Genomic DNA, 23176 nt, shown 5'->3' with positions numbered 1-23176 from the left:
CCCCCTCAGCTGCGGCTGGTGGCCTCGCGCCGGGTCTTGACCCGCCGGTAGCTCCAGATCAGCAGCGCGAACAGGATCACCGACGACAGGATCAGGCTCGACCCGGTGCTCCAGCCGGCGAACGGCAGCGACTTCACCGTGCCCCAGACGATCCCCGCCGCCAGCAGCGCCAGCCCGGCCAGCACCGACCCGGCGATCCGCAGCGGCGACGACACGCTCTCCTCGGCCGCCTTCATCGCGCGGTCGCGCACCGGGTCGACGTACCGCTCGAGCGCCGGGAACTCCGACGCCAGCAGCAGGAGCCCGGCGAGCACGAGCAGCAGCCCGGGGCCGGGCAGGACGAGCAGCAGCACCCCGACCAGCAGCAAGACGGCGCCCGCCACCGTGATCAGGATCCGCTTCGCCTGTTTGCCGATGCCCACTGGGGGTCTCCCCTCGTTTCGTCCGATTGTTCCCGGTCGCGGCCCCGCGTGCCACTCACGAGGACGCGCGCCCTGGCCGCGGCCACGGTCAGGCCCGCCAGCGCGACCACGCCGAGCGCGACCACGAGCCCGGGCCAGACGTAGAGCACCTGGGCGTAGGTACCCCGCCGTCCGGCGAATACCCACCCGAGCAGCTGCGGCAGAAGGGCGAGCGGGAGCAGCGGCAGCAACGGCGGCGCGACCCGCCACCACCGGGGCTTCCGCCGGGCTCGCCGCACCCCCAGGACGGCCAGCCCGACGGCGATCACGGCCAGTGCCGCGAGGACGTAGTCGGCGAGCACACCGGCGGGCAGCGCGGGCTCCGGCGCACCGCCCTCCAGCAGGCTGGCGATGCCCTGGGCCAGCAGTTCGGCCTCGTTGTCCAGCGCCATCCCGGTGTTCGCCACGACGGCGACGCCGTACCCACCGGGCAGCAGCACCTGCGCGGCGGTGTGGGAGAACCAGTCGCCGGTGTGCGACGTCCTCCCGTCCCGGACGCGCCAGCCCAGCGCGTAGTCCCGCCCGGGCGCGGGCGTGTGCGCGCTCCGGACCGACGCCGGGGTCAGCACCCCACCGCCGTCCTGCTGCGCGCGCAGCCACTTCGCCAGGTCGTCGGCGGTGCTCAGGACGCCGTGGCTGCCGCCGGTGAACCAGTCCGGTTCGGACACCGGCACCTCGAACCCGAAGGCCCGGACGTACCCGGCGGTCCCGGGCGGTTCGTCCACGGTGGTGCTCGACGTCATCCCGAGCGGGGCGAACAGCCTCGTCCGGAGGTACTCCGCGAACGGCTGCCCGGCCACGACCTCGACGATCCGGGCCGCCACTTCGTAGTTCGGGTTGTGGTAGTGGAACTCCGTCCCGGGCTCGCTCGCGAGCGGCGCGTCCCGCAGCCGCGTGACGGCCTCGGCGAGTGTGTGCGGCTGGGCCAGCTTGAGATCGGGGAAGGCGGAGTCGGCCATCCCGGACGTCTGGTCCAGCAGCATCCGGACGGTGATCCGCGCGCCGCGGTCGTCGGCGAGCCGGAAGCCCGGCAGGTAGCGCGTGACGGGCTCGTCCAGCCTGAGCTGGTTGGTTTCGACGAGCTGGAGCACGGCGAAGGCGGTCATGGATTTGCTCAGCGACGCGATCGGCAGCGGCGTCGACGCGCTGATCGGCGCGCCGGCGGAGTCGTGGCCGTAGCCGGCTGTCCGGACGACGTCCCCGCCATGGGTGACGGCGACCGCGGCGCCGGGCAAGCCGGTGTGGTCGAGGTAGGCGCGGACGTAGCCGTCGATGTCGGACCGCTGGTCGGCGGCGGCCGGCGTCGCGGTGACGAGCAGGAGCGCCGCAAGCAGCAGGAAAAGCCTGGTCATGCGGCTGAAGGTAGATCTTTTGCCAGGCTGCCCGCCGCTACCGGACGACGTCGACCACCCCCGACTTTCGACAGGTCTTGACAGCCTCGCTATATTCAACACATCGGTTGATAAACAGATTGGTTGATAAAGATGGCGGTTGACGAGGAGGCACTGGACCGGGCGTTCACCGCGCTCGGAGACCCGGTCCGCCGGGCCCTGATCGCCCGGCTGTCACGCGGCGAAGCGACGGTCAACGAGCTGGCCGAGCCGTTCGCGATCACGAAGCAGGCGGTGTCCCGGCACATCCAGGTGCTGGAGCAGGCCGGCTTGATCACGCGCAGCCGCGACGGCCAGCGCCGGCCGTGTCACCTGGTGCCGTCCGCCCTCGAAGCCCTGACCGGCTGGATCGACACGTACCGCTTGGCCACCGAACGCAGCGCCCAGCCCGGAACGCAGTTCTTCGAGATCACACGCGGGAACGCGGAGTCGTCCAAGCCGCTCGACAAGGTGCTGGTGAACTGAGATGCGAAAAGTCGTCGCGAGTTTCTGCATGTCGCTGGACGGGTTCGTGGCGCGGCCCGACGATTCGGTCGGACCGCTGTTCGACTGGTACACCGCCGGCGACGTCGAGATCCCGATGGTGGGGTATCCGATGACGTTCCGGGTATCGCCGTTGAGCGCCGCATACCTGCGAGCTCATTTGGACGCGGTCCGCGGCAGCGCTTTCGTCTGCGGGCGGCGGGTTTTCGACTACACGCAGGGTTGGGGTGGACGTCCTCCCGGTGGGGGCGCCGCCTTCGTCGTCACTCATCGGCCTCCGCCTGCTTGGTCGTCGTCGGTTCTCGCTCCTTTCACGTTCGTTCCGGACGTTGCTCAGGCTGTCGAGTTGGCGGTGGCTGCCGGGGATGGGACTGTTGGGGTCTCGGGGCCTTCCATTGCTCGGCAGTGCTTGGAGCTTGGGCTTCTTGATGAGGTTCGGATCGATTTGGTTCCAGTGTTCTTGGGTTCCGGGGTTCCGTACTTTGCCGGGCTCTCTGCTTCTTGCGCTTCGCTTGAGCAGGTTGAGGTTGTGGTCGGGTCTGGGGTGACACACTTGGTTTATCGGGTCCAGTACCCGGACTCTTAAAGATGACGGCTTCGCCGGGGCGTGGGAAATCGGCGCTTCTTATGGTCTCTTGTTACTCGGTGCCAGAGCGCCGATTCCCCACGTGACGGTGCCCCTGCCGGACTTCTGGTGGTCTACCCGAACGAGTGATGATCGTGTGTTCGGGTTCGGCTAACCTTGTTGTATGGCAACGGAAACGGCGTGGAAGACGGATGCGATGGCCTTGGCCGATCGCATCACCGCGCTGCTTACTGTTGTGCGGTCGGCTGAGGCTGAGATCGGTGCGCTGCTGGTGGAAATCGAGTCGCGTGGGGTGATGGAACTCTTCGGCTACCGCTCTACTGCCCGCCTTCTCGAGCACCTGGCCGACATCCCGAAGTCCGCAGCAGAGACGGTGGTCAAACGAGCCCAGTCCCTGCATCCCGGCCACCACCTCGACAGCCCACCGACCGTGGCTCCCGCGACCGCTGCCGCCGCTTCCTCGGGACTTTTGAGCAACCCGATGATTGACACCATCGTCGGAGCGCTTACCCAGATACCCCTCGAGCACCGCGAGGATGCCGAACAGCACCTGCTGACGTTCGCCGAGAATGCGGGCCACAAACAAGTCGCCGCCCTCGGCGCCCGCATCATCGCGCACCTGGACCCCGACGGCCCCGAACCCGACACCACCGAACCACCGGTCCCCAGCCGCGAACTCTCCCTACGCCGCAAAAGAACCGGTATCTGGGAACTCCACGGCCGCTTCGACGACGAGACGGGAACCCGAGCCAGCGCCCTGCTGGACTCCCTGGCCGAACGCCGCACCACCACCGACGAAGGCGGTGACCACCGCTCCCCGCAGGAACGCTACGGCGACGCCTTCTCCGACGCGATCGACCTGGCCCTCAACTCCCCAACCCTGCCCATGCAGGCCGGGGAACGAGCCCACGTGATGGTCGCTGTCCACCTGAAGGACCTCCAGTCCGGCCTCGGCCAAGCCACCCTCGGCGACACCGGCACGATGTCAGCAGCCGAAGCCCGGGTCCACGCCTGCGACAGCATGATCATCCCAGCGGTCTTAGGCGAGAAAAGCGAACCACTCAACTTAGGCCGCCTCCGCCGCCTAATCTCCGCGGGCCTGCGCCGAGCGCTGTACCTGCGCGACCGAGGCTGCGCGTTCCCCGGCTGCCACCGCCCACCCCGCCACTGCCAAGGCCACCACATCCACCACTGGGCCGAGGGCGGCCCCACAGACCTGCACAACCTGGTCCTGATGTGCGCCCACCACCACCGGTTACTGCACCGTTCAGGCTGGGAAGTCCGCATCGCCGCCGACGGCCTACCGGAGTTCCTACCCCCAGCGTTTCTGGACAGGGAACGAAAACCCAGGCGCAACAACCTGCACCAACCGCTGCCATTCGCAGCGTAAGACAACCGGACAAGGGAAAGGCCCGCAGCCAGAAGGCTACGGGCCTACCCCCATGTCCAAATCACGCAGCCCGCCCGAACCCAGGGCTCACAACTACATCAGCGGCTCATTAACGGGCAGCAGACCAACCCCGATCCACACACGCTCCGCCAAACCCAACAACTCCAGCCGCGGTCGCCCACGCCAAACCCACCAACTCCAACCACCGGCGCCCACACCAACCCGGCCCCAGCCCGGTCGAAGGGCCTCAGTCCAGGCACCGACCCCAGCTCTAATTCCGACCCTGGCGCTGGCTTTGGCCCTGCACTCGGCCAAGCCTCAGCCCCGGCCTCGACCCTTGCCCCAGCCTCAGCCTTCGACTCCTAACCCCAGTCCCAGCGCTCGGCCTCGGCCCCAGTCCCGCCACCGGCCCAACTCCACCTCCGGCCGCGGCCCTGGGTTCGGCCGCGGCCCTGGGTTCGGCCTCAGCCTCAGCCTCGGCTAAGGCCCTGGCCCCGGTCCGACGGCCCGCCGCCACCTCCGGCCGCGGCCCTCGCCCCGGATCCGGCCTCAGCCCCGGCCCCGGCTCCAGCTGACCAATAGCTCGCACCCACCAGCAATCGCCCCGAGCACCAACGGCAAGCCAACCCCGCCCGGCCGACAGCAAGATCGCTGCCCCGCCAAGCGCAGCACCGCCACCAACCCCAGCCGGCCGACGGGCAAGATCGCCGCCCGACAAACGCAGCACCGCCACCCAGCCAGCAGCGGAATCCCACCTCGGCAAGCGCACCGCCGCCGTTCAACCCCACCCGGCCCGCCAGCAGAATCACCACCCTGGCGAGTGCAGTACCGCCGCCCAACCCCACCCCTCCAGCAGAAAGACCGCCCTCCCTGCAAGCAAAGCGCCGCCACCCAATCCCGCCAGTCAGCTACTCCGGCCCCCAACAGCAATCACCGCACCCACCAAACCCCGCGCCCCATCTACCCCTCCGCCAGCGGCCGGCCAAACCAACCGGCCGGCCACCACCACACCACCCCCTACTCCCCCACCTCAGCCAACAACTGCTCAAAGGGAACAAACCCCGTCCCCCCATCACCACCAACCCGGCCCTCAACAGCCGAAACCAACTCAGCCCCGGCCTTCTCGATCCGCCGCTGCAAAGCCCCCTCCCCGCTCCCCCAATCCGAAGAAGCGGCATAAACCCCCGTAGCCACCGGATCCGCCTTCAAGTACCCGAACAACGGCCGCAGCTGGTAGTCCAGCACCAGCGAATGCCGCTCCGTCCCGCCCGTGGCACCCAGCAAAACCGGCTTGCCCACCAGCGAATCCGCGTCCAGCACGTCGAAGAACGACTTGAACAACCCGCTGTACCCGGCCGTGAACACCGGCGTCACCACGATCAGCGCATCCGAAGACACCACCGACGAGATAGCCGACTGCAGAGCCGGACTCGGGAACCCCGTCAGCAGGTTCTTCGTCACGTCCAGAGCGACATCCCGCAGCTCCACCACCGAAACCGAAGCACCGGGCGAAGCAGCGACAACAGCCGCAGCCAGCCGATCCGCCAGCAACCGCGAAGACGACGGCACCGACAACCCCGCCGTCACCACCGCGAGCTTCATTCCGACACCTCCGAAGACGAAGACAGAGAAGCGTGCGTTGGCGCCTCGGGAACGTGAGCCGGCCGCATGGAGTCCAGTTCCTTGCGCAGCACCGGCACCACCTCCGAACCCAACAGGTCCAGCTGCTCCAGCACCGTCTTCAGCGGCAACCCCGCGTGGTCCATCAAGAACAACTGCCGCTGGTAATCCCCGAAGTGCTCCCGGAACGTCAGCGTCTTGTCGATGACCTCCTGCGGACTCCCCACGGTCAACGGCGTCTGGTCGGTGAACTCCTCCAGCGTCGGACCGTGCCCGTACACCGGGGCGTTGTCGAAGTACGGCCGGAACTCCTTCCACGCGTCCTGGGAGCGCGGGCGGATGAACGCCTGCCCGCCCAGACCCACGATCGCCTGGTCCGCCGCGCCGTGGCCGTAGTGCTCGAAACGCTGGCGATAGAACGCGATCAGCTGCTGGAAGTGCGATGTCGGCCAGAAGATGTGGTTGGCGAAGAAGCCGTCTCCGTAGAACGCTGCCTGCTCCGCGATCTCCGGGCTGCGGATCGACCCGTGCCACACGAACGGCGGCACCCCGTCGAGCGGCCGAGGCGTCGACGTGAACCCCTGCAGCGGTGTGCGGAACTTGCCGGACCAGTCGACCACGTCCTCGCGCCACAGCCGGCGCAGCAGCGCGTACTTCTCGATCGCCAGCGGGATGCCCTGGCGGATGTCCTCGCCGAACCACGGGTACACCGGCCCGGTGTTGCCGCGGCCCATCATGAGGTCCACGCGGCCGTCGGCCAGGTGCTGGAGCATCGCGAAGTCCTCGGCGATCTTCACCGGGTCGTTCGTGGTGATCAGCGTCGTCGACGTCGACAGGATGATCTTGGACGTCCGCGCCGCGATGTACCCCAGCATCGTCGTCGGGGACGACGGGACGAACGGCGGGTTGTGGTGCTCGCCCGTCGCGAAGACGTCGAGGCCGACCTCCTCCGCCTTCAGCGCGATGCGGACCATCGCCTTGATCCGCTCGTGCTCCGTCGGCGTGGTGCCGTTCGTGGGATCGGTCGTGACGTCGCCCACCGAAAAGATTCCGAACTGCATGACCTGACTCCCTTCGCGACCCCCATCTTACATGCGCGTTCAACTACTTCCAAGCAAGAGATATTCCGGCCGTCAGCGCGTCGGAGGGCACCAAGTAAGGTCAAGGCCATGGACGCGGAGCTCGGTCGGCTGGGTCTGGCAGAACGTTCGGTACGACTACTCACGGGCCGCGACATCTGGGGTTCGATCACCCCGCTGCTCGCGCCCCGCCGGAACCTGGTGGCGGCTTTCGGCCACGTCGGTCCCGGCGCGGCCGCGCTGCTGCCGCTGGAACCCGGTGACACGGTGATCACGGACGCCAGCCTGGACATGGTGCTGTCCGGCGCGACGAGCCCGCACGCGCTGCTGCACTGGGTGAAGGCGGGCGTGATCGTGCACTCGCTGCGCGGGCTGAACGCGAAGCTGGTGATCGCCGAGGACGACCCGTCGTTCGTGGTCGTCGGCTCGGCCGACGTCACCGCCGCCGGCCCGCGGCAGCTGTTCGAAGCCGTCACGGTCTCGCACGAGAAGCACACCGTCGAGGAGGCCCAGGAGGCCTGGCTCGAGTGGTGCGACCTCGCCGGGCCCGCGCTGACGGCCGCCGACCTGGAGCCGCTCCTGGAGCAGTACGGCGCCGGCAAGCCGGTCACCGCGCCGCGCCCAGCGGCCACCCGCACGCCGCCCGCGCGCCCGGTGGTGACCAGCCGCCCGGTCACGCCCGTGCGCCCCGCGGCCCCCACCCCGCCGCCGTCGCCGGTGCGCCCGGCGCCCGTCACCCCTCCGACGCCCGCCGCCCCCGAGCGGCCCGCGGCGGCACCCGGCAACTCAGTCGCCCCGGAGCCGGCCGAGCGGCTCGACGTCGCCACCGAGCCCCCCGCGGCGGCGCCCCCGGTGCCCGCCGCCGCGGAACCGGTTGCGACACCGGCCGAAACCGAACCCGCCGAAACCGAAGCGGCCCCCGAAGCCACCGACGTCCCCCGGCCCGCGTGGCCGCGCCCGGCCGAGCTGTACCTCGTCAGCCTCGTCGAAGGCGGCGAACCGTCCGCCGAAGCCGAGTACCGCCTCGAAGAGCTGCAGCGCGAGTACACCCACCCCGGCGAGAACGGCGAACAGCCGTTCCGCGTCGAGCTGTTCTGGGCCGACGACGGCCAGGGCCAGGACCCGCCGCGCACGCTGCGCGCGGGCGTGCACGTGATCCGCGTCTACAGCCAGAAGCAAGGCCGTGCCCTGGTCGGGTCGCGGATCGAGGCCCCCGGTCTCGTGCTGCACGCCCACGCCGACGAGTTCGCCTACCCGCGCCGCACCTACTGCTACATCCTGACCCGGGACCCGGCCGCGCGGCCGGCGTTCGGCGACCTCCGGAAGGCGCTCGCCGCGATCGGCGAAAAGCCGAACTTCCGGAACAGCTTCCAGGTCCCGCGGAAGATCGAAGCTCTGCTGGGCCTGTGGCCCGACCTGGGGTACGACCCCCGTTAGGGGGCGGCGCGCGCCACTCCCGGGGCGACAGGGCGCGGAAACTGTCGGGGCGGGCGGATATCCTGCAGTACGGTGCAGGCCAGTCCGCACCGCCACCAGCACTTTCGCGAGCCACGATCCGGGAGAACGACCCTGTGACTGCCGAGACCTTGTACGGGGCCGATGACCTGACCCACCTCGAGGGTCTCGAAGCCGTCCGCAAACGCCCCGGGATGTACATCGGTTCCACCGACAGCCGGGGCATCAACCACCTCTTCTCCGAGGTGGTGGACAACTCGACGGACGAGGGTGTCGCCGGCCACGCGACGAAGATCGTCGTCACGCTGCACGCCGACGGCAGCGTCCAGGTCGACGACGACGGCCGCGGCATCCCCACCGGCACGCACGCCAAGTCCGGTTTGTCCGGCGTCGAACTGGTGTTGACGCGCCTGCACGCCGGCGGCAAGTTCGGCGGCTCCGGCTACAAGACCTCCGGCGGCCTGCACGGCGTCGGCGCTTCGGCGGTCAACGCGCTGTCGCACCGCTTCGACGTCACGGTGAAGCAGGACGGCAAGGTCCACCAGATGTCGTTCAAGCACGGCATCCCGGGCACCTTCGACGCGCCCGGCCCGAAGGCGAAGTTCACCCGCCGGTCCGGGCTGAACCTCGTCGGCAAGATGAAGCGCGGCGAGCGCAGCGGCACGTCGATCCGCTACTGGTACGACGCGCGCTACTTCGAGTCCGGCGCGGCGCTGGACGTCGAAGGCGTGCGGGCGAAGCTGCGCAACACCGCGTTCCTCGTCCCGGGCGTCACGTACGTGCTGCGCACGGCCATCGAAGACACGATCAACGAAGAGACGTTCAACTTCCCGCACGGCCTGGCCGACATGGTCGACTTCCTGACGCCGTCGGGCGAGAAGCCGGTCTGCGGCACGCTGCTGATCACCGGCGAGGGCACGTACAAGGAGAACGCGGCCGACGCCGCCGGCGTCATGCAGTCCAATGTGGAGCGCCACGCCGAGGTCGAGGTGGCGCTGCGCTGGGGCACCGGCTACGAGCGCACGGTCGAGTGCTTCACCAACACGATCCGCAACGTCCACGGCGGCACGCACCGCCGCGGCTTCGACCGCGCGGTCACGAAGGCGTTGCAGGAGGCCATCTCCAAGACCCGCGGGCTGCTCAAGCCCAAGGAGGACATGCCGACGATCGAGGACGTCCTCGAGGGCATGACCGCGGTGATCCACGTCCGGCTGCCGGAGCCGCAGTTCACGTCGCAGACGAAGGACGAGCTGTCCACCGCCGGCATCACCCGGGTGCTGCAGGGCATCGTCGACAAGCACGTCAAGGCCTGGACCGAAGACCGGAAGACGAAGTCCGAGGCCAAGGTCGTGCTGCAGAAGGTGGTCGACGCCGCGCGCGTCCGGCTCACGCAGAAGCAGCAGAAGGACGCGGCGCGGCGCAAGACCGCCCTCGAAGGCGCGGCGATGCCGCCGAAGCTGGTCGACTGCCGCACCACCGGCGTCTCGCGCAGCGAACTGTTCCTCGTCGAGGGTGACAGCGCGCTGGGGTCGGCCCGGATGGCGCGCGTCTCGGAGTACCAGGCGCTGCTGCCGCTGCGGGGCAAGATCCTGAACGTGCAGAAGGCGTCCTTGGGCGACACGCTGAAGAACGCCGAGATCGCGTCGATCGTGCAGGTCCTCGGCGCGGGCACGGGCCGCACGTTCGACCTCACGACCATGCGCTACGGCCGCGTGATCCTGATGGCGGACGCGGACGTCGACGGTTCGCACATCCGGACCCTGCTGATCACGCTGTTCGCGAAGTACATGCGCCCGGTGATCGAAGACGGCCGGCTGTACGCGGCGATGCCGCCGTTGCACAAGCTCGTCACCAAGGGCCGCAACCCGGAAACGCACTTCACGTACACGCAGCAGGAGATGGAGACGAAGTTCGCCGCGCTGGAGAAGGCGGGCAAGAACATCGTCACCCCGGTGCCGCGGTTCAAGGGTCTCGGCGAAATGGACGCCGACGAGCTGTGGGAGACCACGATGAACCCGGCCACCCGCTCGGTCCGCCGGATCACCATGGACGACGTCGAAGCCGCCGAGGGCGCGCTGGAACTACTGATGGGCGAGAAGGTCGAACCCCGGCGGAACTGGCTGGTCGCCTCTTCGGACCGGATCGACCGCGAAGCCATCGACGCATAAATTTCGCAGCTACCAAGGAGTTCTGCCGTGGCACGCCGCAAGGGCACCACCACCAAGGTCGATCCCAGCGCGTTCGACTCCCCCGGTGCGAACGTCTTCGACAACTCGCTGAAGACCGAGATCGAAGACAGCTACCTGGAGTACGCGTACTCGGTCATCCACTCGCGCGCCCTGCCGGACGCGCGGGACGGGCTGAAGCCGGTGCACCGCCGGATCCTGTACTCGATGAACGAGAACGGCTACCGCCCGACGCACGCGTACGTGAAGTCGTCGCGCGTGGTCGGCGACGTGATGGGCAAGTACCACCCGCACGGTGACGTCGCGATCTACGACGCGATGGTGCGGCTGGCGCAGGACTTCTCGCTGAACGTCCCGCTGATCGACGGCCACGGCAACTTCGGCTCGCCCGACGACGGCCCGGCCGCCTCGCGGTACACCGAAGCGCGCATGTCGCCCGAGGCGATGCAGCTGGTCGGCGAGCTCGGCGAAGACACCGTCGACTTCCGCCCGAACTACGACGGTTCGCTCGAGGAGCCGTCGGTTCTCCCCGCCGCCTTCCCGAACCTGCTGGTCAACGGCACGTCCGGGATCGCGGTCGGGATGGCGACCAACATGATCCCGCACAACCTCGGCGAGGTCGTCGCGGCGGCGCGGTGGCTGATCACGCACCCGTCCGCGACGCTCGACAAGCTGATGGAGTTCGTGCCCGGCCCCGACCTGCCGACCGGCGGCAGCCTGCTGGGCCTGGACGAGGTCCGCCGCGCGTACGAGACCGGCCGTGGCGTGGTCCGGATGCGCGCGAACTGCGAGACCGGGCCCCTCGAAGGCAGCCGCGGTCGGCAGGCGATCACCGTCACCGAACTGCCCTACGGCGTCGGGCCGGAGAAGGTGATCGAGAAGATCACCGACGAGGTCAACAAGTCCAAGCGGCTCACCGGCATCGCCGACGTCAAGGACCTCACCGACCGCGAGAACGGCACGCGGCTGGTCATCGAGTGCAAGGTCGGCGTCAACCCGCAGGCCCTGCTGGCCGACCTCTACCGGCTGACGCCGCTCGAGCAGTCGTTCGGCATCAACAACCTGGTCCTCGTCGACGGCCAGCCGCAGACGCTGGGCCTGAAGGAGCTGCTGGAAGTCTTCCTGCGGCACCGCTACGAGGTCGTCACGCGGCGCACGAAGTACCGGCGCCGCAAGCGCGAAGAGCGGCTGCACCTGGTCGACGGCCTGCTGATCGCCCTGCTGAACATCGACAAGGTGATCAAGCTCATCCGCGAGAGCGAGAACGCGCAGGCCGCGAAAGACGGCTTGATGACGCGCTTCAAGCTGTCGGAGATCCAGGCGACGTACATCCTCGACACCCCGCTGCGCCGGCTGACCAAGTACGACCGGCTGGAGCTGGAGTCGGAGCAGGAGCGGCTGCGCGAGGAGATCGCGGAGCTGTCGAAGATCCTCGACGACGAGTCGGTGCTGAAGAAGCTCGTGTCGGCGGAGCTGGCGAAGATCGCGAAGGACTTCCCGACCGAGCGCCGCACGTCCCTGATCGACGGCGACCTGAAGGAGGTCCTGGCCGCGTCGAAGCCGTCGGGCCCCTTGGAGGTCGCGGACGACCCGTGCCAGGTGATCCTGTCGGCGACCGGCCTGGTGGCCCGCACGGCGGCGGAGTCCGAGGAGTCGACGGAGACCCGCCGCCGCAACGGCCGCGTGAAGCACGACGCGGTCTCGGCGGTGGTCCACACCACAGCGCGCGGCCAGATCCTGCTGGTGACGAGCCGCGGCCGCGCGTTCAAGACGGACGTGCTCCCGTTGCCGGTGCTCCCGGAGCAGGCGGGCACGGTCTCGTTGCGCGGCGGCATGGCGGCGCGTGAGCTGGTGCCGCTGGAGAAGGGCGAAACGGTCGTCGGCATCGCCCCTCTGGGCGAGCAGGCGGCGGGCTCCCCGGGCCTGGCGCTGGGCACCCGGGCGGGCGTCGTGAAGGTGTGCTCCCCGGAGTGGCCGGTCCGGTCCGACGAGTTCGAAGTGATCTCCCTGAAGGACGGCGACGAGGTCGTCGGAGCAACGTGGCTGACGGACGGCACCGAGACGCTGGCGTTCGTGTCGTCGGAGGCAGCACTGCTGAAGTACGCGGCCTCGCTGGTCCGCCCCCAGGGCCTGAAGGGCGGCGGCATGGCGGGCATGAACGTCGGCGCGGGCTCGGTGGTGTTCTTCGGAGCGGTCCGCACGGACGACGACGAGCACGGCGAACCGCTGGTGATCACGTCGACGGGCCAGAGCGTGAAGGTGACGCCGTTCAGCGAGTACCCGGCGAAGGGCCGAGCCACGGGCGGAGTTCGCGCCCAGCGGTTCCTGAAGGGCGAAACGGCTTTGCGAGTGGCGTGGATCGGCCCCCGGCCCGCGGGAGCGGCAAAGAACGGCGACCCGGTGGAGCTGCCGGAGATCGACGTACGTCGAGACGGCTCAGGCCACGCGCACCCAGGCCCAGACGTAGTAGGCCACCTCATCGAGCGCGACTGACGTCGTGAGTGGTAGGCCACCACTGCGCTGATTCAGCGGGTGGTGGCCTCCCGCATGGGTGTGTCGAACAGGAGGCAGGTCGGCGGCTCGTCCATGGGCGCGAACACCTCACGGTCGCAGCGTCCCCGAGGACATCGGTGCAGGGTCTCGTTGCCGAACGCCGTGAAGGCCGCTTCTCGCGGTTCTCCGTCCCGGATCGTCTGGTTCTGCTCCGAGGTCCAAAGCCTGGCGATTTCCGCCTCGAGCCCCCGCCAGTCGGCAAGCACATCCTTCCCTGCGCGAGTCTCCGCGATCAGTCGGTCGAACTCAGAACGCAACGAGAACCAGTTCACGTCGCCGGCGATCCGCCGCAACCGCTTGCACAGGTCTGCCCATTCCCCGCTGACTTTGTCGGGCACGGCAACCACCACCCTTTCCGCCGAAGACCGACGTCGATAAGGTGGCAGCGTACGCATGGACACCTCGCCGGGGAGGTTCAGGTGGCCCACGTCGAAATCATCACTGCCGGCGATGATTTGCCGCCCGAGCGAAACGCCCTGGTCCGGTACGCGCTGCAGCGCATCGGCGACTCCGCGAACGGCTGGCACGGCCGGGTCGAGAGCATCGAGGTCCTCCGCGTTCTCGAAGGGGGCCGGAGCGACTCGGTCGTCGTCGAGGTCGCGCTGAGGGCGGGCGCTGAATACCGAAAACGAGTCGTCAAAGTCGGCCCCGCTTCGGAAATCGCGACCGAGTACGCGAATTTCCATCAGCTGCTGACGGAATACCCAGCCGCCGTCTGCGCGCCGATCCTGGAAACGACCCCGGGCGTGCTCGACCCCGCGGAGCGCACGGGCGAAGTCGAAGCGGTCGTGTACACGCACGTCGCCGACTACGCAGGCGTCCCGCGCACGCCTTCCCCCACGTTGGAAGACCTCGTCCACGCCGCCCTGAATGGTGAGGTAACCCTCGAAGAGGTACGGCTGACCATCGCGCGCCTGTTCACCAAGCTCGCGGGTCCGTTCCACGACCGGCGAGACGTCCGAACTGCCCGAAGCCTGCGGGATTTGAATCCTCTGCTCGGACCAGACGTCGTCCTCGGCGCGGCACCAGTTCAGGCGGAGACGACGTACCCGGAAGGCGTCCTCGACGCGTCTTTCGGGCCCAATGCGTTCGAAGTCGGACAGGAGCTCCGCGTCGCGAGTACCGGAAACGCGGAGATCCGGGTCGAAGTCGCCGGCGATTCGTCCGGCTCGGTGCTCACCGGGCATGTACTGCGAAGCCGATTCACATACCAACGCGCGAAGCTCGACGGTGACTTTTCCAACGTCGAACGGTCGGATGGCGAAGTCGTGGCCGACGGTGTGAAAACAGCCGACCCGGCCGGCGGCCTTCGCACCGTACTGACCGATCCGCGCTTCGGCCGAGTGCGGAGCGTCGTGCACGGGGACCTGAACGCGCGCAACGTCATGTGCGTCGAGCAACAGCCGATCGTGATCGACTTCGCCAACACTGCCGAAGACCAGCCACTGCTGTCGGACGCCGCATGGCTCGAGATCAGCCTGCTCCGAGACGTCTTCGCAGTACTCCCCTACGGGGACCTGGTCCGAGTGCAGCGGCTGCTAGCCGTAGCCACCAGGATGAGGCCCCTGGCCGGGGATCCCGGCAAGCTCGACGAAGCCTTCTCCGGGTTTCTCACCGGCGACGCCCTCACCGCGTTCGAACTCCTCCGCGAATTACGCGTCCAGTCCCAGCTCGGCTACCCCGGCAACGACGCCTGGCTCGACTACCTGGCCCAGCTGCACTTCTCCGCCTATCGCACGGTCAAGTGGACGGCGCATCCCGACCACGCCCTGCGTGCGGTGCACGCAGCCGCCGCGGTGGCGACCGAATGGCTGGTCACAAAATTCCCGTTCGCGCACTGGACCGGACTGCAAGATCTGCTGCACCGGATCTCACCACTCCTCGACCTGACGCGGCCCGACGCGGTCGCAGTGGTCACGAGTTTGCTGGCCTCTCTGGACCGGCAGCCGGTCCACCCGGCAATCGACGTCGACGAACTACGGGATCGATTCGTACGCACCCGTTACGTCGAACAAGCGCGCGAACTGGTGGTGGCCCTGTCCCGCGAGCACGGGTCGTACCTCGACTCGCAGCCGCTCGAGCACGATTCGTCGAGAGTCGTAACCGGCGGGCCAGGAGCGGGAAAGTCGCGCTTGCTGCGGGAGCTGGCCTACCGGCGTGCGATCGACATCGCCGAGCCCGGCACGCCCGGCGGACCCCTGCGAATGCCGTTTCTCTTGAAGGCCAATGAGCTTTTGGCTGCCTCGGAGGAGATTCCACTGCCGGCTTCTCATGAGACGCTCCTCCTCGGCGCCGCCCACATCTTGGTCGACGGCATCGACGACCAGCCTGCGGGCAGCCGAGCAAGGATCACCGCGTGGGGAAGGGCACTGCTTGACCGGTTCCCCCGCATTCGGTTCACCATCGCAGTGCGTGACGACAGCCGCATTGCCGAAGCCCTTACCCTTCCGGTGCACCCGCTCCGCTTGTGGAGCGATCGTGAGGTCCACCGGTTCTTGAACACCTTCCCGCTGCGGCAGTCGGTGAAGGCGCGGTTGGCGAAAGAGGTTGTCGAGATACATCACGCGGATGACGGGGTGGTGCCTGGGTTCGTCGCCGCGATAGCCCAAGCTTCCCTGAACGCGGAGGCCTCTCTGCCCCCCGGCGACGCGTACGAGGCGTACTTCACCAGGGGTTGCTCCGCGGATACCGTCGCGGCACTCACCTCGATCGCGGTGGCGGACGTCGGCACGAGGGGACCGGTGAGGCCCGCTTTCAACGTCGATGCGCTTCTCGAGCGCGGTACCTTGGCCGTCGACGGCGATGGTGTGCGGTTCGCCGTTCTGGCAGCGCGCGACTTCTTCGCAGCCAGAGCTTTGAACGCCCCCGCCGAGTTCGTCCAGGAGTGCGCCCGGCAGTTCGCGTGGCGCGACATCTGCCTGCTGGCCGCCCGTCTGCCAAGCACGTCCGACCAGGTGGTCGCGCTGATGGCCGGGGCGGTCGGCGCGGCAGACCCGCTGTTCGCGGCCCGCCTCCTGTCGTTCCGATCGGCGTTGGCGGTCGATCACCTGAAGACTTGGGCCACCCGGCTGCTCGATCCCGGAGCCGGGCACAACGCGCACCGGACAGCAGCAGCAGCCTTACTCGCCACCGGTACCCAAGCTGGCAGGGACGCCCTCGGGCGAGTGCTGACCGACCGGGCGGTGCCGACATCCACACAGGTACAAGCCCTGAACTCCCTCGGTGATCACCTTTCAGAGCACACACCACACCGAGCCGAACCGTGGGTCCGCGAGATCCTCGGCGCGGTCCTGCTGGCGATCCCGCCGGACGACGTCCGGATCGCGGCCGTGACGCTGATCCGAGACCACGGCATCCGCGGACTCGAGGTGGTCTTGGCCGAACTCCTCCGTGATGGCGAACCCGAGGTGGCAGTCGTCGCCGGCGACGCACTGCACCAGCTCCAGGTTCTGGTGCCGCCCCAACTGGCTGAGCTCAGAGTAACCCTGGCCTCGCAGCGACTCGAACAACTCGAAGACCGGCTGGCGGGGCTCACCGTCTCTGCGGAGATCCGCGCGACCAACGACCTACGGGTACGACTGCTTCGGCAGCTCGACTCCGGCGAGGAGCTCTTGCGTCGGCGGTTCGACTACGGCATCGCCGACTCCGTCCGCGATCTCCTCACCGACTACCAACTCTCAGCGGAATCGGACGAGTCAGACGTCACAGCCAACGCCCAGCGGATCCTCGGCCAACCCCAGGCACCTACCGAAGACCGAGACACCCTGGTCTTTTCGGCGCGACCGGAGTCATCGCTGCAAGTGCTGCTCATCGCCGCGGCGGCGACCTCGTCACCGGCAGCGGTGGACCACGTGGCTGACCTGGTCGCCGACCTCGCGGCGGTGGTGACGACCGACCGAGTCGAAGGCCTCGCGGCGCTGGGGCACGCAGTCGTACGCCAGGATCGCCGACGCGGCTTCATCGTCACCCGGCGCGCTGCCCGGGTGCTTCGGGACCGGAAGACCAGCGCACGCCACCACTGGTCGTGGGTGACGATGCTCGCTCACACCAGTCCCGGTCCCGCAGAACTGGACATTCTCCTGTCCGATCGCATCGAGGTCGCAGTCGACGAGTTGACGAAGTACGCGCTCCCGTTGGACGGTCGCGGTCCCGAGGAGCTTCGGCTCTCCGCGACCGCGCACGATTTTGTGCGCACGGAAAACGGGAGCGACATCGGTGACCGAGCTCTGGCCATCGCGGCCGCCGGACTCACCGAAGAACTCCCCCAAGTCCTTCAGATCGCGCAGAACCACGAATTCGTGACAGTGATCGAGACAGTTTCGACTGGCCGTTACGGGATCGTTGAAGTCGCTCCCTTGGCTCGCGTGCTCGCCGCGCTGGGCGGCCTCGCCGCTAAAAGCGGCGAACCCGGTACCACTCACCACTTTCTGAACAGCCTGGACACCACCGGCCTGCACCCGAGCGTCGAGGGCGGGCGACTGGTGGGCCTTGCGCGCCTCGGGGACTGGGAACCTTTGCTGCTCGCAGCGCCGGGCGATGGCGGACCGCTCGACACTGCCTCCCGTGAAGCGGTCACGTCTTGGATCCCGGCGCCTTGTACGCCTGCCGGCTTGCGGGGGCCGGCGAGCGTCGCGCTCCGGCTACTCGCGCTGCTCAACGAACCCGGGGTCATGCCCGGTCGCCGCTCACTGCTACAAGAATTGATCACCAAAGCAGAGATCGCGAACGGCCAGGTATTGCCTCGGTAACGACAATTGGGCCGATCGGGTTGTAACGCGAGCGCATTTTAGAACGAGCTTGAGGGGGAACCAGCACTCGGATGCGGAAGAGGTGAGAGTACCGGTGACCGCCGTCCCGATCCAGCCGCCGCGAGCCAGGGGGATCTTCGCCGAGTTGCAGCCTTCCAGCCTGTCCACCTTGGTACAGCTCGGCGCTGCGCGCGTCTTCCAGCGAGGCGACGTGCTCGTGCGCGAAGGTGAGTCAACGACCTTTGTCGTCCTGCTGCTGGCCGGCTGCGCCAAAGTGACCGCCACCACGGCCGACGGCGGACGTGCGCTCCTCGCTGTCCGGGGCGCCGGCGAGTTCGTTGGCGAGCTTGCCGGGTTGGACGGCCGCCCGCGTTCGGCCACTGTGACGGCGGTCGGCGAGCTGCACACGCGTGTGATCGGTCGCACGCAGTTCCGACGGTTCCTCCTCGACCACCCGGAAGCGGCGATGGTGGTCAATCAGATGGTCGCGGCCAAGCTGCGTTGGTCCACTGAACGACGCATCGACTTCAGTGGGTACGACGTGCCCGCGCGCCTGGCTCGGATCCTCGTCGCCCTCGTTTCTTCCTTCGGAACCTTCACTTCGCGTGGGTGGGAGATCGGCTTCCCGCTCACCCAGCCCGAACTCGCCGAACTGATCGGCGCTGCCGAGCCGACGGTGCACAAGTCGCTGACCGAACTGCGCCGCAAACGAGTGCTCGACACCGGCTATCGACGAATGACGATCATCAACTTGTCCGCGCTGCGTGTCGCTGCGGGCTTCCACTCCTGAGTGTCTCCGGCACGAGGAATACCGTGCCAGCACGGGGTTCCGTCCGGCGAAGACGGGCACAGTTCGGGCCGTGACGGTCGAAGAGTGGCCACAGCACTCCCTACTCGCCCGGCTGACCAGCCGGTCTCGGCAGGCGCTGCTACAACTCGGCGCACCCGCGTCCTTCGACGCTCACCAGCGCATCATCCGGCAAGGTGACTCGGCATGGCACACCGTGCTCGTATTGAAGGGCCTGGTGAAGATAGTCGTCGACACCGAGCGAGGCCGTGACGTCGTCATCGCGATCCGTGGGCCAGGCGACCTACTCGGAGAAATGGCCACTCTCGAGCGACGTCCGCGGTCGGCGCACGTCATCGCCTGCGTCCCGGTGCAAAGCCGGGTCATCCATGGTCCGGACCTGAACGACTTCCTGGAACGCAGCCCCGAGGCCGCGCTGGCCGTGGCCAGGGTTCTGAGCGAGCGGCTACGCGGCTCCGACCGCCGAGGTATCGACTTCATGGTGTGCCCGGCGCCGATCCGGGTCGCTCGCACGCTCTTCGAGGTCACCGAGCGTTGGGCGGGCGCCGATACAACCAGCCGGGTCGACGTCCCCTTGTCGCAGAAAGACATCGCCTCGCTCGCCGGAACGGGGCTGAGCTCAGTGGAGAAAGCGTTCAAGCTCCTCGAGGAGGCGGGCGCGCTCGACCGCAGCTACCGACGAGTTTCCATCACGGACCGGAACATACTTCGTCAGTTCGGCGAATTTCCTAGCGAGATCCCGTACTAGTACGGGGTCGGAGATCGCGTTCTGTCACAGAGTGGGTGCCGTCATCCTGCCACCACCGCCGTTCGAAGGACTTCCGCGCATTCGGGTGCCCTCCGTCCTGGCGAAGCCGTTACGCGCAAATCGCGCGGAAGGGACCCCAATGCCGACCTCCCGTGACAGGTTCCAGTTGGTGCGCGATGCGGTCAGTGGGCTCGGTCAGCGTCGCACGAGCTCGGCCCCGGGCGACGACATCTTCGCCCGCGCTCTCCCGGAAACGGTGAAGGTGACCGAGCGCTACCACTACAAGCAGGAGATCTCCCGCAACGCATCCATCCTTCCGAGCAAAGAGCCCGACGGCGAGATCGAGATCGTTGTCCCCTTCGACGGCGCAGACCACTTCACTCGTCAAGCCTGCGACGACGTCACGACGGCGCTGCGGAGCCGTGATTCGGTCGAGTCCTCGGACGCGTTGATCGGGCACGTGCTGTTCGACGAACACCAGAAGACCGACCTGGGCCGCCGGCTCAGCTTGGACGACACGTACGGTGCGCTCCCCATCCGGGTGCCGGTCTCCGGTGAAGGCAGCGCCGGCGGGCCCGCCGAACTCAGCGGTGATCGCCACGCATGCGTGATCCACCACGAATACGCGCCTAGCCCGGACACCCTCGAACTGATGCCCATCGACGTCCACGCGGAGCTCTTGGACCCCGACACGGTGGAAGAGCTCGGGCCGATGCCCGAGACCTCCGTGACCGGGATGGACCTCTCGAAGCTGAGCCTGCAGCCGAACTTCCAGTCGTATCTCCTGCTGACCATCAAGGTGCGTGTGGTTCTGCCGTGGAAGCACAAGGAGAACCGTCCGCGACCACAGCCCGTGATCGACCGCATTTCGATCGACTGGCCCACGATCACCTCGCTGCACGCGCTGACCCTGGCCCTGCCGCGGAAGAACGACGTTCCCATCACCTACAACCCGGTGGAACGGAGCATCGAATGGCGAACCGTCCCGCTGAAGCTGGCGCAGCAGGACAAGGAGAACCTCGTCTTCGAGAGCGCGCGGATGGCCCTCCTCATCCAGCAACCCGGTGAGCTGTACCAGGAGGACAAGCTGAACGGCCAAGTCGAAGTGAAGATCCCCGCGCACCTGCTCTCCGGCGCCCGCACAAGGCTGTTCGACGGGAGCGGACGCAAGACCGACCAGGTCAAGCACGAAGAGGTCAGCTGGGTGAAGTCCGGGTTCCAGCTCATCCTCGACGACGCTTTCGCGAGGCGGCAGCTGACGCCGCACCAGCACCTGTACTTCGACGAGGTGATCCCGGAGGACGCCCGGATCGGCGACATCTTCAACGCTCTGCGGGCCAAGGGTTTCGAGGTCGTCGACAACGTGAAGATCTCGGACACCGAAGAGAAGAGCCAGTGGGTGCTGAAAGCGACCCACGCGGAGGGGCCGGACAAGATGGTTTTGACCTTGTACGTCGAAGGCACCCGGCACGAGACCGAACGACAGGTCCGACGGGGTGGTCAGACGAACAAGACCACGTTCCGCAGCGGTGAGCTCAGACTTTTCATGTACGGCACGCTCCCGCGGACGAGTGAGCCGGTCACCCGCGAGATGAACGCCCTGCATGCCGCTATCCGGCATCGCTTCGCGCAGACCCGCGCCTCCCACTGACCCACCACGAGAGGATGCCCCAGATGTCGATCAAGATCCGGACTCGCGCGCCGCGGGCCCGGTGCCACCAGTGTGGATCAGCGGAGATCGTCGCACTCTGCCACCACTGCGGCCGTCCGCTGTGCCAGAAGCATCTCACGGCCGCCAAGGTCACCAGCGAGTTCGACGGCATGGAGCTCCAGAGCGCAACGCCGAAGCACTGCAAGACCCACGACCACGTGGTGAAGCCTTCGATCCTCAAGTACGTCATCGCGGCAGCCGCCATCGCCGTCCTCGGTGTGCTCGTGGCGTTCGCCTCCGTGATTCCCGGGCTGATCCTGATTCTGCTCGGCGGTGCCGCGGGAGCCGCCGGCTGGTTCGAGGAGCAGCGCAGGACGAGGGTGGCGTTTGAGAACCGGCCCAAGGTTCCCGTCGTTCCGAGCATCGACTCCGTCGAAGTCCGCGAGGTGGTGCAAGGACGGCTCACACTCGATGACCACGGGACCTATTCGAGTTCGGTGTCACCGGTCGCCGGCAGCATAGACGTGGCCATGACGTTCAGCCGGTCGGACCAGGACCGGGTTCGCGACTACCGCGGGAAGTTCAAGCTCGGACCCGAGCACGATGTGCAGTTCTCGGCCGGCTACGCGGTGCTGCTCGGGCGTGCCGGCGTCGAGTTCACCGACGGGGCCAGTACGCCCCCGGTCCTGCCGCTGCAAGGGGCAGTCAGTGATCATCCCTTCCTGGCCACGCCGGAAAGCAGGGCGGGAGCGAAGTGGCAGCACCACCTGGAGCACCGGCTCACCGCTCGTGAAGAGGTGGATGCGATCCCCCTGTGGTTGACCCCGTCCCTCGTACCCGAGTCCGATCAGCGGGCCCTCCAGCTGGATCTCCAGTGGCGAGGCAACTGGCCATCCGAGGAGACGAACCTCAAGGCCCGCATGGTCGAGCGGCTGCGTCTGTACGTCCCGGCCTCCTGGGGCAGCGTCGAGTCCGTTTCCAAGAGCCCGACGATCGGAGGTCAGGCCGATCCCGTCACCGGCGGCCGCCTGATCGAGTGGAAGCAGCTGTCACTCAGCAAAGCCGAAAACCACAGGCTGGTTCTCGCGGTGCGGTTCGAAGAAAAGATCCAGTTGACCGACACGATCACCGGATCGCTGACCGTGTCGTTCGACGGCGCGCTTTCCGGCCTTGACAACGTCCGCTTCTACCACCCTCTCGGCGATCCACGTGAGAAGGAACAGCAGAAGAACGTCGTGGTGAAGACCGAAGTGACCGCGGACCTCTCGTTGAGTTTGAGCGGACTGCGGTACCAGGACGTCCGAGTGGTCCCGGACCTGAAGAAGGACAGCCCCGAGGAGTACCCGGAGAGTCGTGAGTTCCTCGACGTGGTCCCGGACCACGACACGCTGATCGCCTTGACGAACGCGATGAGCAAGAGCGGGTACTACGTCAAATGGGTCATCGGGCACCCGCCCAGCGGCCACCACGACGGTTCGTTCAACCGTGCGTGGGACATCGGTGGACGAATCTACGAAGGTGTCTTCCCAGTCGACTTCTACGTCGGCCTGACCGGCGAAGAGATGCACGGTGTGGACCACCACGCCATGGCCGGCAACAGCAGGGTCCGGCTGTCGGTCAAGGGGGCCTTCACGAGCACGGTGATGGAAGAGCGCATCAAGGCGGTCTGGTACGGGCTGAACGAGATCGTCGGCGACACGCTGAAGCAGCGGGGGAAGCCGGGCTCGAACGGCCACACGGGAACACACCGACGGCGCACCGCTCGTCCCGGGCCGGACCGCGGGACGGATGCCCGCGAGGGCCTGCAGCGTCGCCGGAACGAAAACCGGGCCGCGGTCAGGTCGGGAGCGATCTCCGAGCAGTTGTACCGCGAGTTCGAAGCCGAGCTCGACCGGGAGGCCGCGGAGCTCGACCGGCTGGACGACCAGTGGAATGAGGAGGACTGAAATGGCCTGGGGTTGCAGCGACTGCACCGCTCGTGAAGAAGAAGAGGGCGATGTGATCGTAACCGCTGTCT

15 protein-coding genes are annotated in these 23176 nt (G+C 67.8%); 10 read left to right on the top strand and 5 right to left on the bottom strand.

The features are described from left to right. Positions 1 to 5: 5 nt before the first annotated feature. Together ACIQWX_RS44090 and ACIQWX_RS44085 are read right to left on the bottom strand one after the other, a co-directional pair. Positions 6 to 422: a PGPGW domain-containing protein gene (locus tag ACIQWX_RS44090; protein ID WP_400884533.1), complete on the bottom strand. Its 417-nt coding sequence runs from the start codon at positions 420 to 422 to the stop codon at positions 6 to 8. Then, positions 389 to 1813: a serine hydrolase domain-containing protein gene (locus ACIQWX_RS44085; RefSeq protein WP_400884530.1), complete on the bottom strand. Its 1425-nt coding sequence runs from the start codon at positions 1811 to 1813 to the stop codon at positions 389 to 391. The genes ACIQWX_RS44090 and ACIQWX_RS44085 overlap by 34 nt, the downstream gene beginning before the upstream one ends. Before the next feature lie 132 nt (positions 1814 to 1945). Between ACIQWX_RS44085 and ACIQWX_RS44080 the strand changes: the two genes are divergently transcribed. Next, on the top strand, positions 1946 to 2317 hold the full coding sequence (locus ACIQWX_RS44080) for an ArsR/SmtB family transcription factor (RefSeq protein ID WP_400884528.1): 372 nt from the start codon (positions 1946 to 1948) through the stop codon (positions 2315 to 2317). 767 nt (positions 2318 to 3084) lie between these two features. Further along, positions 3085 to 4311 carry a DUF222 domain-containing protein gene (locus ACIQWX_RS44075; RefSeq protein ID WP_400884526.1) on the top strand — a complete coding sequence of 409 codons (1227 nt, stop codon included), beginning with the start codon at positions 3085 to 3087 and terminating at the stop codon, positions 4309 to 4311. Positions 4312 to 5328: 1017 nt separating this feature from the next. On the opposite strand, the gene ACIQWX_RS44070 is transcribed toward ACIQWX_RS44075, so the two are convergent. Further along, positions 5329 to 5913 carry a CE1759 family FMN reductase gene (locus ACIQWX_RS44070; protein WP_400884524.1) on the bottom strand — a complete coding sequence of 195 codons (585 nt, stop codon included), beginning with the start codon at positions 5911 to 5913 and terminating at the stop codon, positions 5329 to 5331. Next, positions 5910 to 6992 carry an LLM class flavin-dependent oxidoreductase gene (locus ACIQWX_RS44065; protein WP_400884522.1) on the bottom strand — a complete coding sequence of 361 codons (1083 nt, stop codon included), beginning with the start codon at positions 6990 to 6992 and terminating at the stop codon, positions 5910 to 5912. Before ACIQWX_RS44065 ends, ACIQWX_RS44070 begins: the two co-directional genes overlap by 4 nt. Positions 6993 to 7100: 108 nt before the next feature. Here ACIQWX_RS44065 and ACIQWX_RS44060 point away from each other — a divergent pair, with 108 nt between their 5' ends. The 3 genes from ACIQWX_RS44060 to ACIQWX_RS44050 all read left to right on the top strand — a co-directional run bounded on the left by ACIQWX_RS44060 (position 7101) and on the right by ACIQWX_RS44050 (position 13144). Then, positions 7101 to 8447 (top strand): hypothetical protein, encoded by a 1347-nt coding sequence (locus tag ACIQWX_RS44060; RefSeq protein WP_400884520.1) that lies wholly within the window; start codon positions 7101 to 7103, stop codon positions 8445 to 8447. Between the two features lie 134 nt (positions 8448 to 8581). Beyond that, positions 8582 to 10633 carry a type IIA DNA topoisomerase subunit B gene (locus tag ACIQWX_RS44055; protein ID WP_400884518.1) on the top strand — a complete coding sequence of 684 codons (2052 nt, stop codon included), beginning with the start codon at positions 8582 to 8584 and terminating at the stop codon, positions 10631 to 10633. A gap of 27 nt (positions 10634 to 10660) precedes the next feature. Continuing rightward, a complete protein-coding gene (locus tag ACIQWX_RS44050) occupies positions 10661 to 13144 on the top strand; it encodes a DNA topoisomerase (ATP-hydrolyzing) subunit A (protein WP_400884515.1) in 2484 nt (827 codons plus the stop codon). Positions 13145 to 13176: 32 nt separating this feature from the next. Here the strand turns inward: ACIQWX_RS44050 and ACIQWX_RS44045 are convergent, their stop codons facing one another. Next, positions 13177 to 13542: a hypothetical protein gene (locus tag ACIQWX_RS44045; protein WP_400884513.1), complete on the bottom strand. Its 366-nt coding sequence runs from the start codon at positions 13540 to 13542 to the stop codon at positions 13177 to 13179. 81 nt (positions 13543 to 13623) lie between these two features. Between ACIQWX_RS44045 and ACIQWX_RS44040 the strand changes: the two genes are divergently transcribed. From ACIQWX_RS44040 to ACIQWX_RS44020, 5 genes are all read left to right on the top strand, one after another. After that, on the top strand, positions 13624 to 17952 hold the full coding sequence (locus ACIQWX_RS44040) for a hypothetical protein (protein ID WP_400884511.1): 4329 nt from the start codon (positions 13624 to 13626) through the stop codon (positions 17950 to 17952). A 94-nt stretch (positions 17953 to 18046) separates the two neighbouring features. Then, entirely contained in the window at positions 18047 to 18742 is a 696-nt protein-coding gene (locus ACIQWX_RS44035) for a Crp/Fnr family transcriptional regulator (RefSeq protein ID WP_400884509.1), read from the top strand. A 70-nt stretch (positions 18743 to 18812) separates the two neighbouring features. After that, complete coding sequence (locus tag ACIQWX_RS44030; protein ID WP_400884507.1) at positions 18813 to 19508, top strand: Crp/Fnr family transcriptional regulator; 696 nt, start codon at positions 18813 to 18815, stop codon at positions 19506 to 19508. 31 nt (positions 19509 to 19539) lie between these two features. Then, entirely contained in the window at positions 19540 to 21159 is a 1620-nt protein-coding gene (locus tag ACIQWX_RS44025; RefSeq protein ID WP_400884505.1) for a hypothetical protein, read from the top strand. Positions 21160 to 21182: 23 nt separating this feature from the next. After that, positions 21183 to 23105, top strand: coding sequence for a hypothetical protein (locus tag ACIQWX_RS44020; RefSeq protein WP_400884503.1), 1923 nt, complete (start codon positions 21183 to 21185; stop codon positions 23103 to 23105). Positions 23106 to 23176 lie beyond the last annotated feature (71 nt).

The sequence above is a fragment of the Amycolatopsis sp. NPDC098790 genome (genome assembly GCF_044759945.1).
Classification (GTDB): Bacteria; Actinomycetota; Actinomycetes; order Mycobacteriales; family Pseudonocardiaceae; genus Amycolatopsis.
Note: the sequence above shows the minus strand (reverse complement) of the source record. Positions and strands in the feature narration are given on the sequence as shown.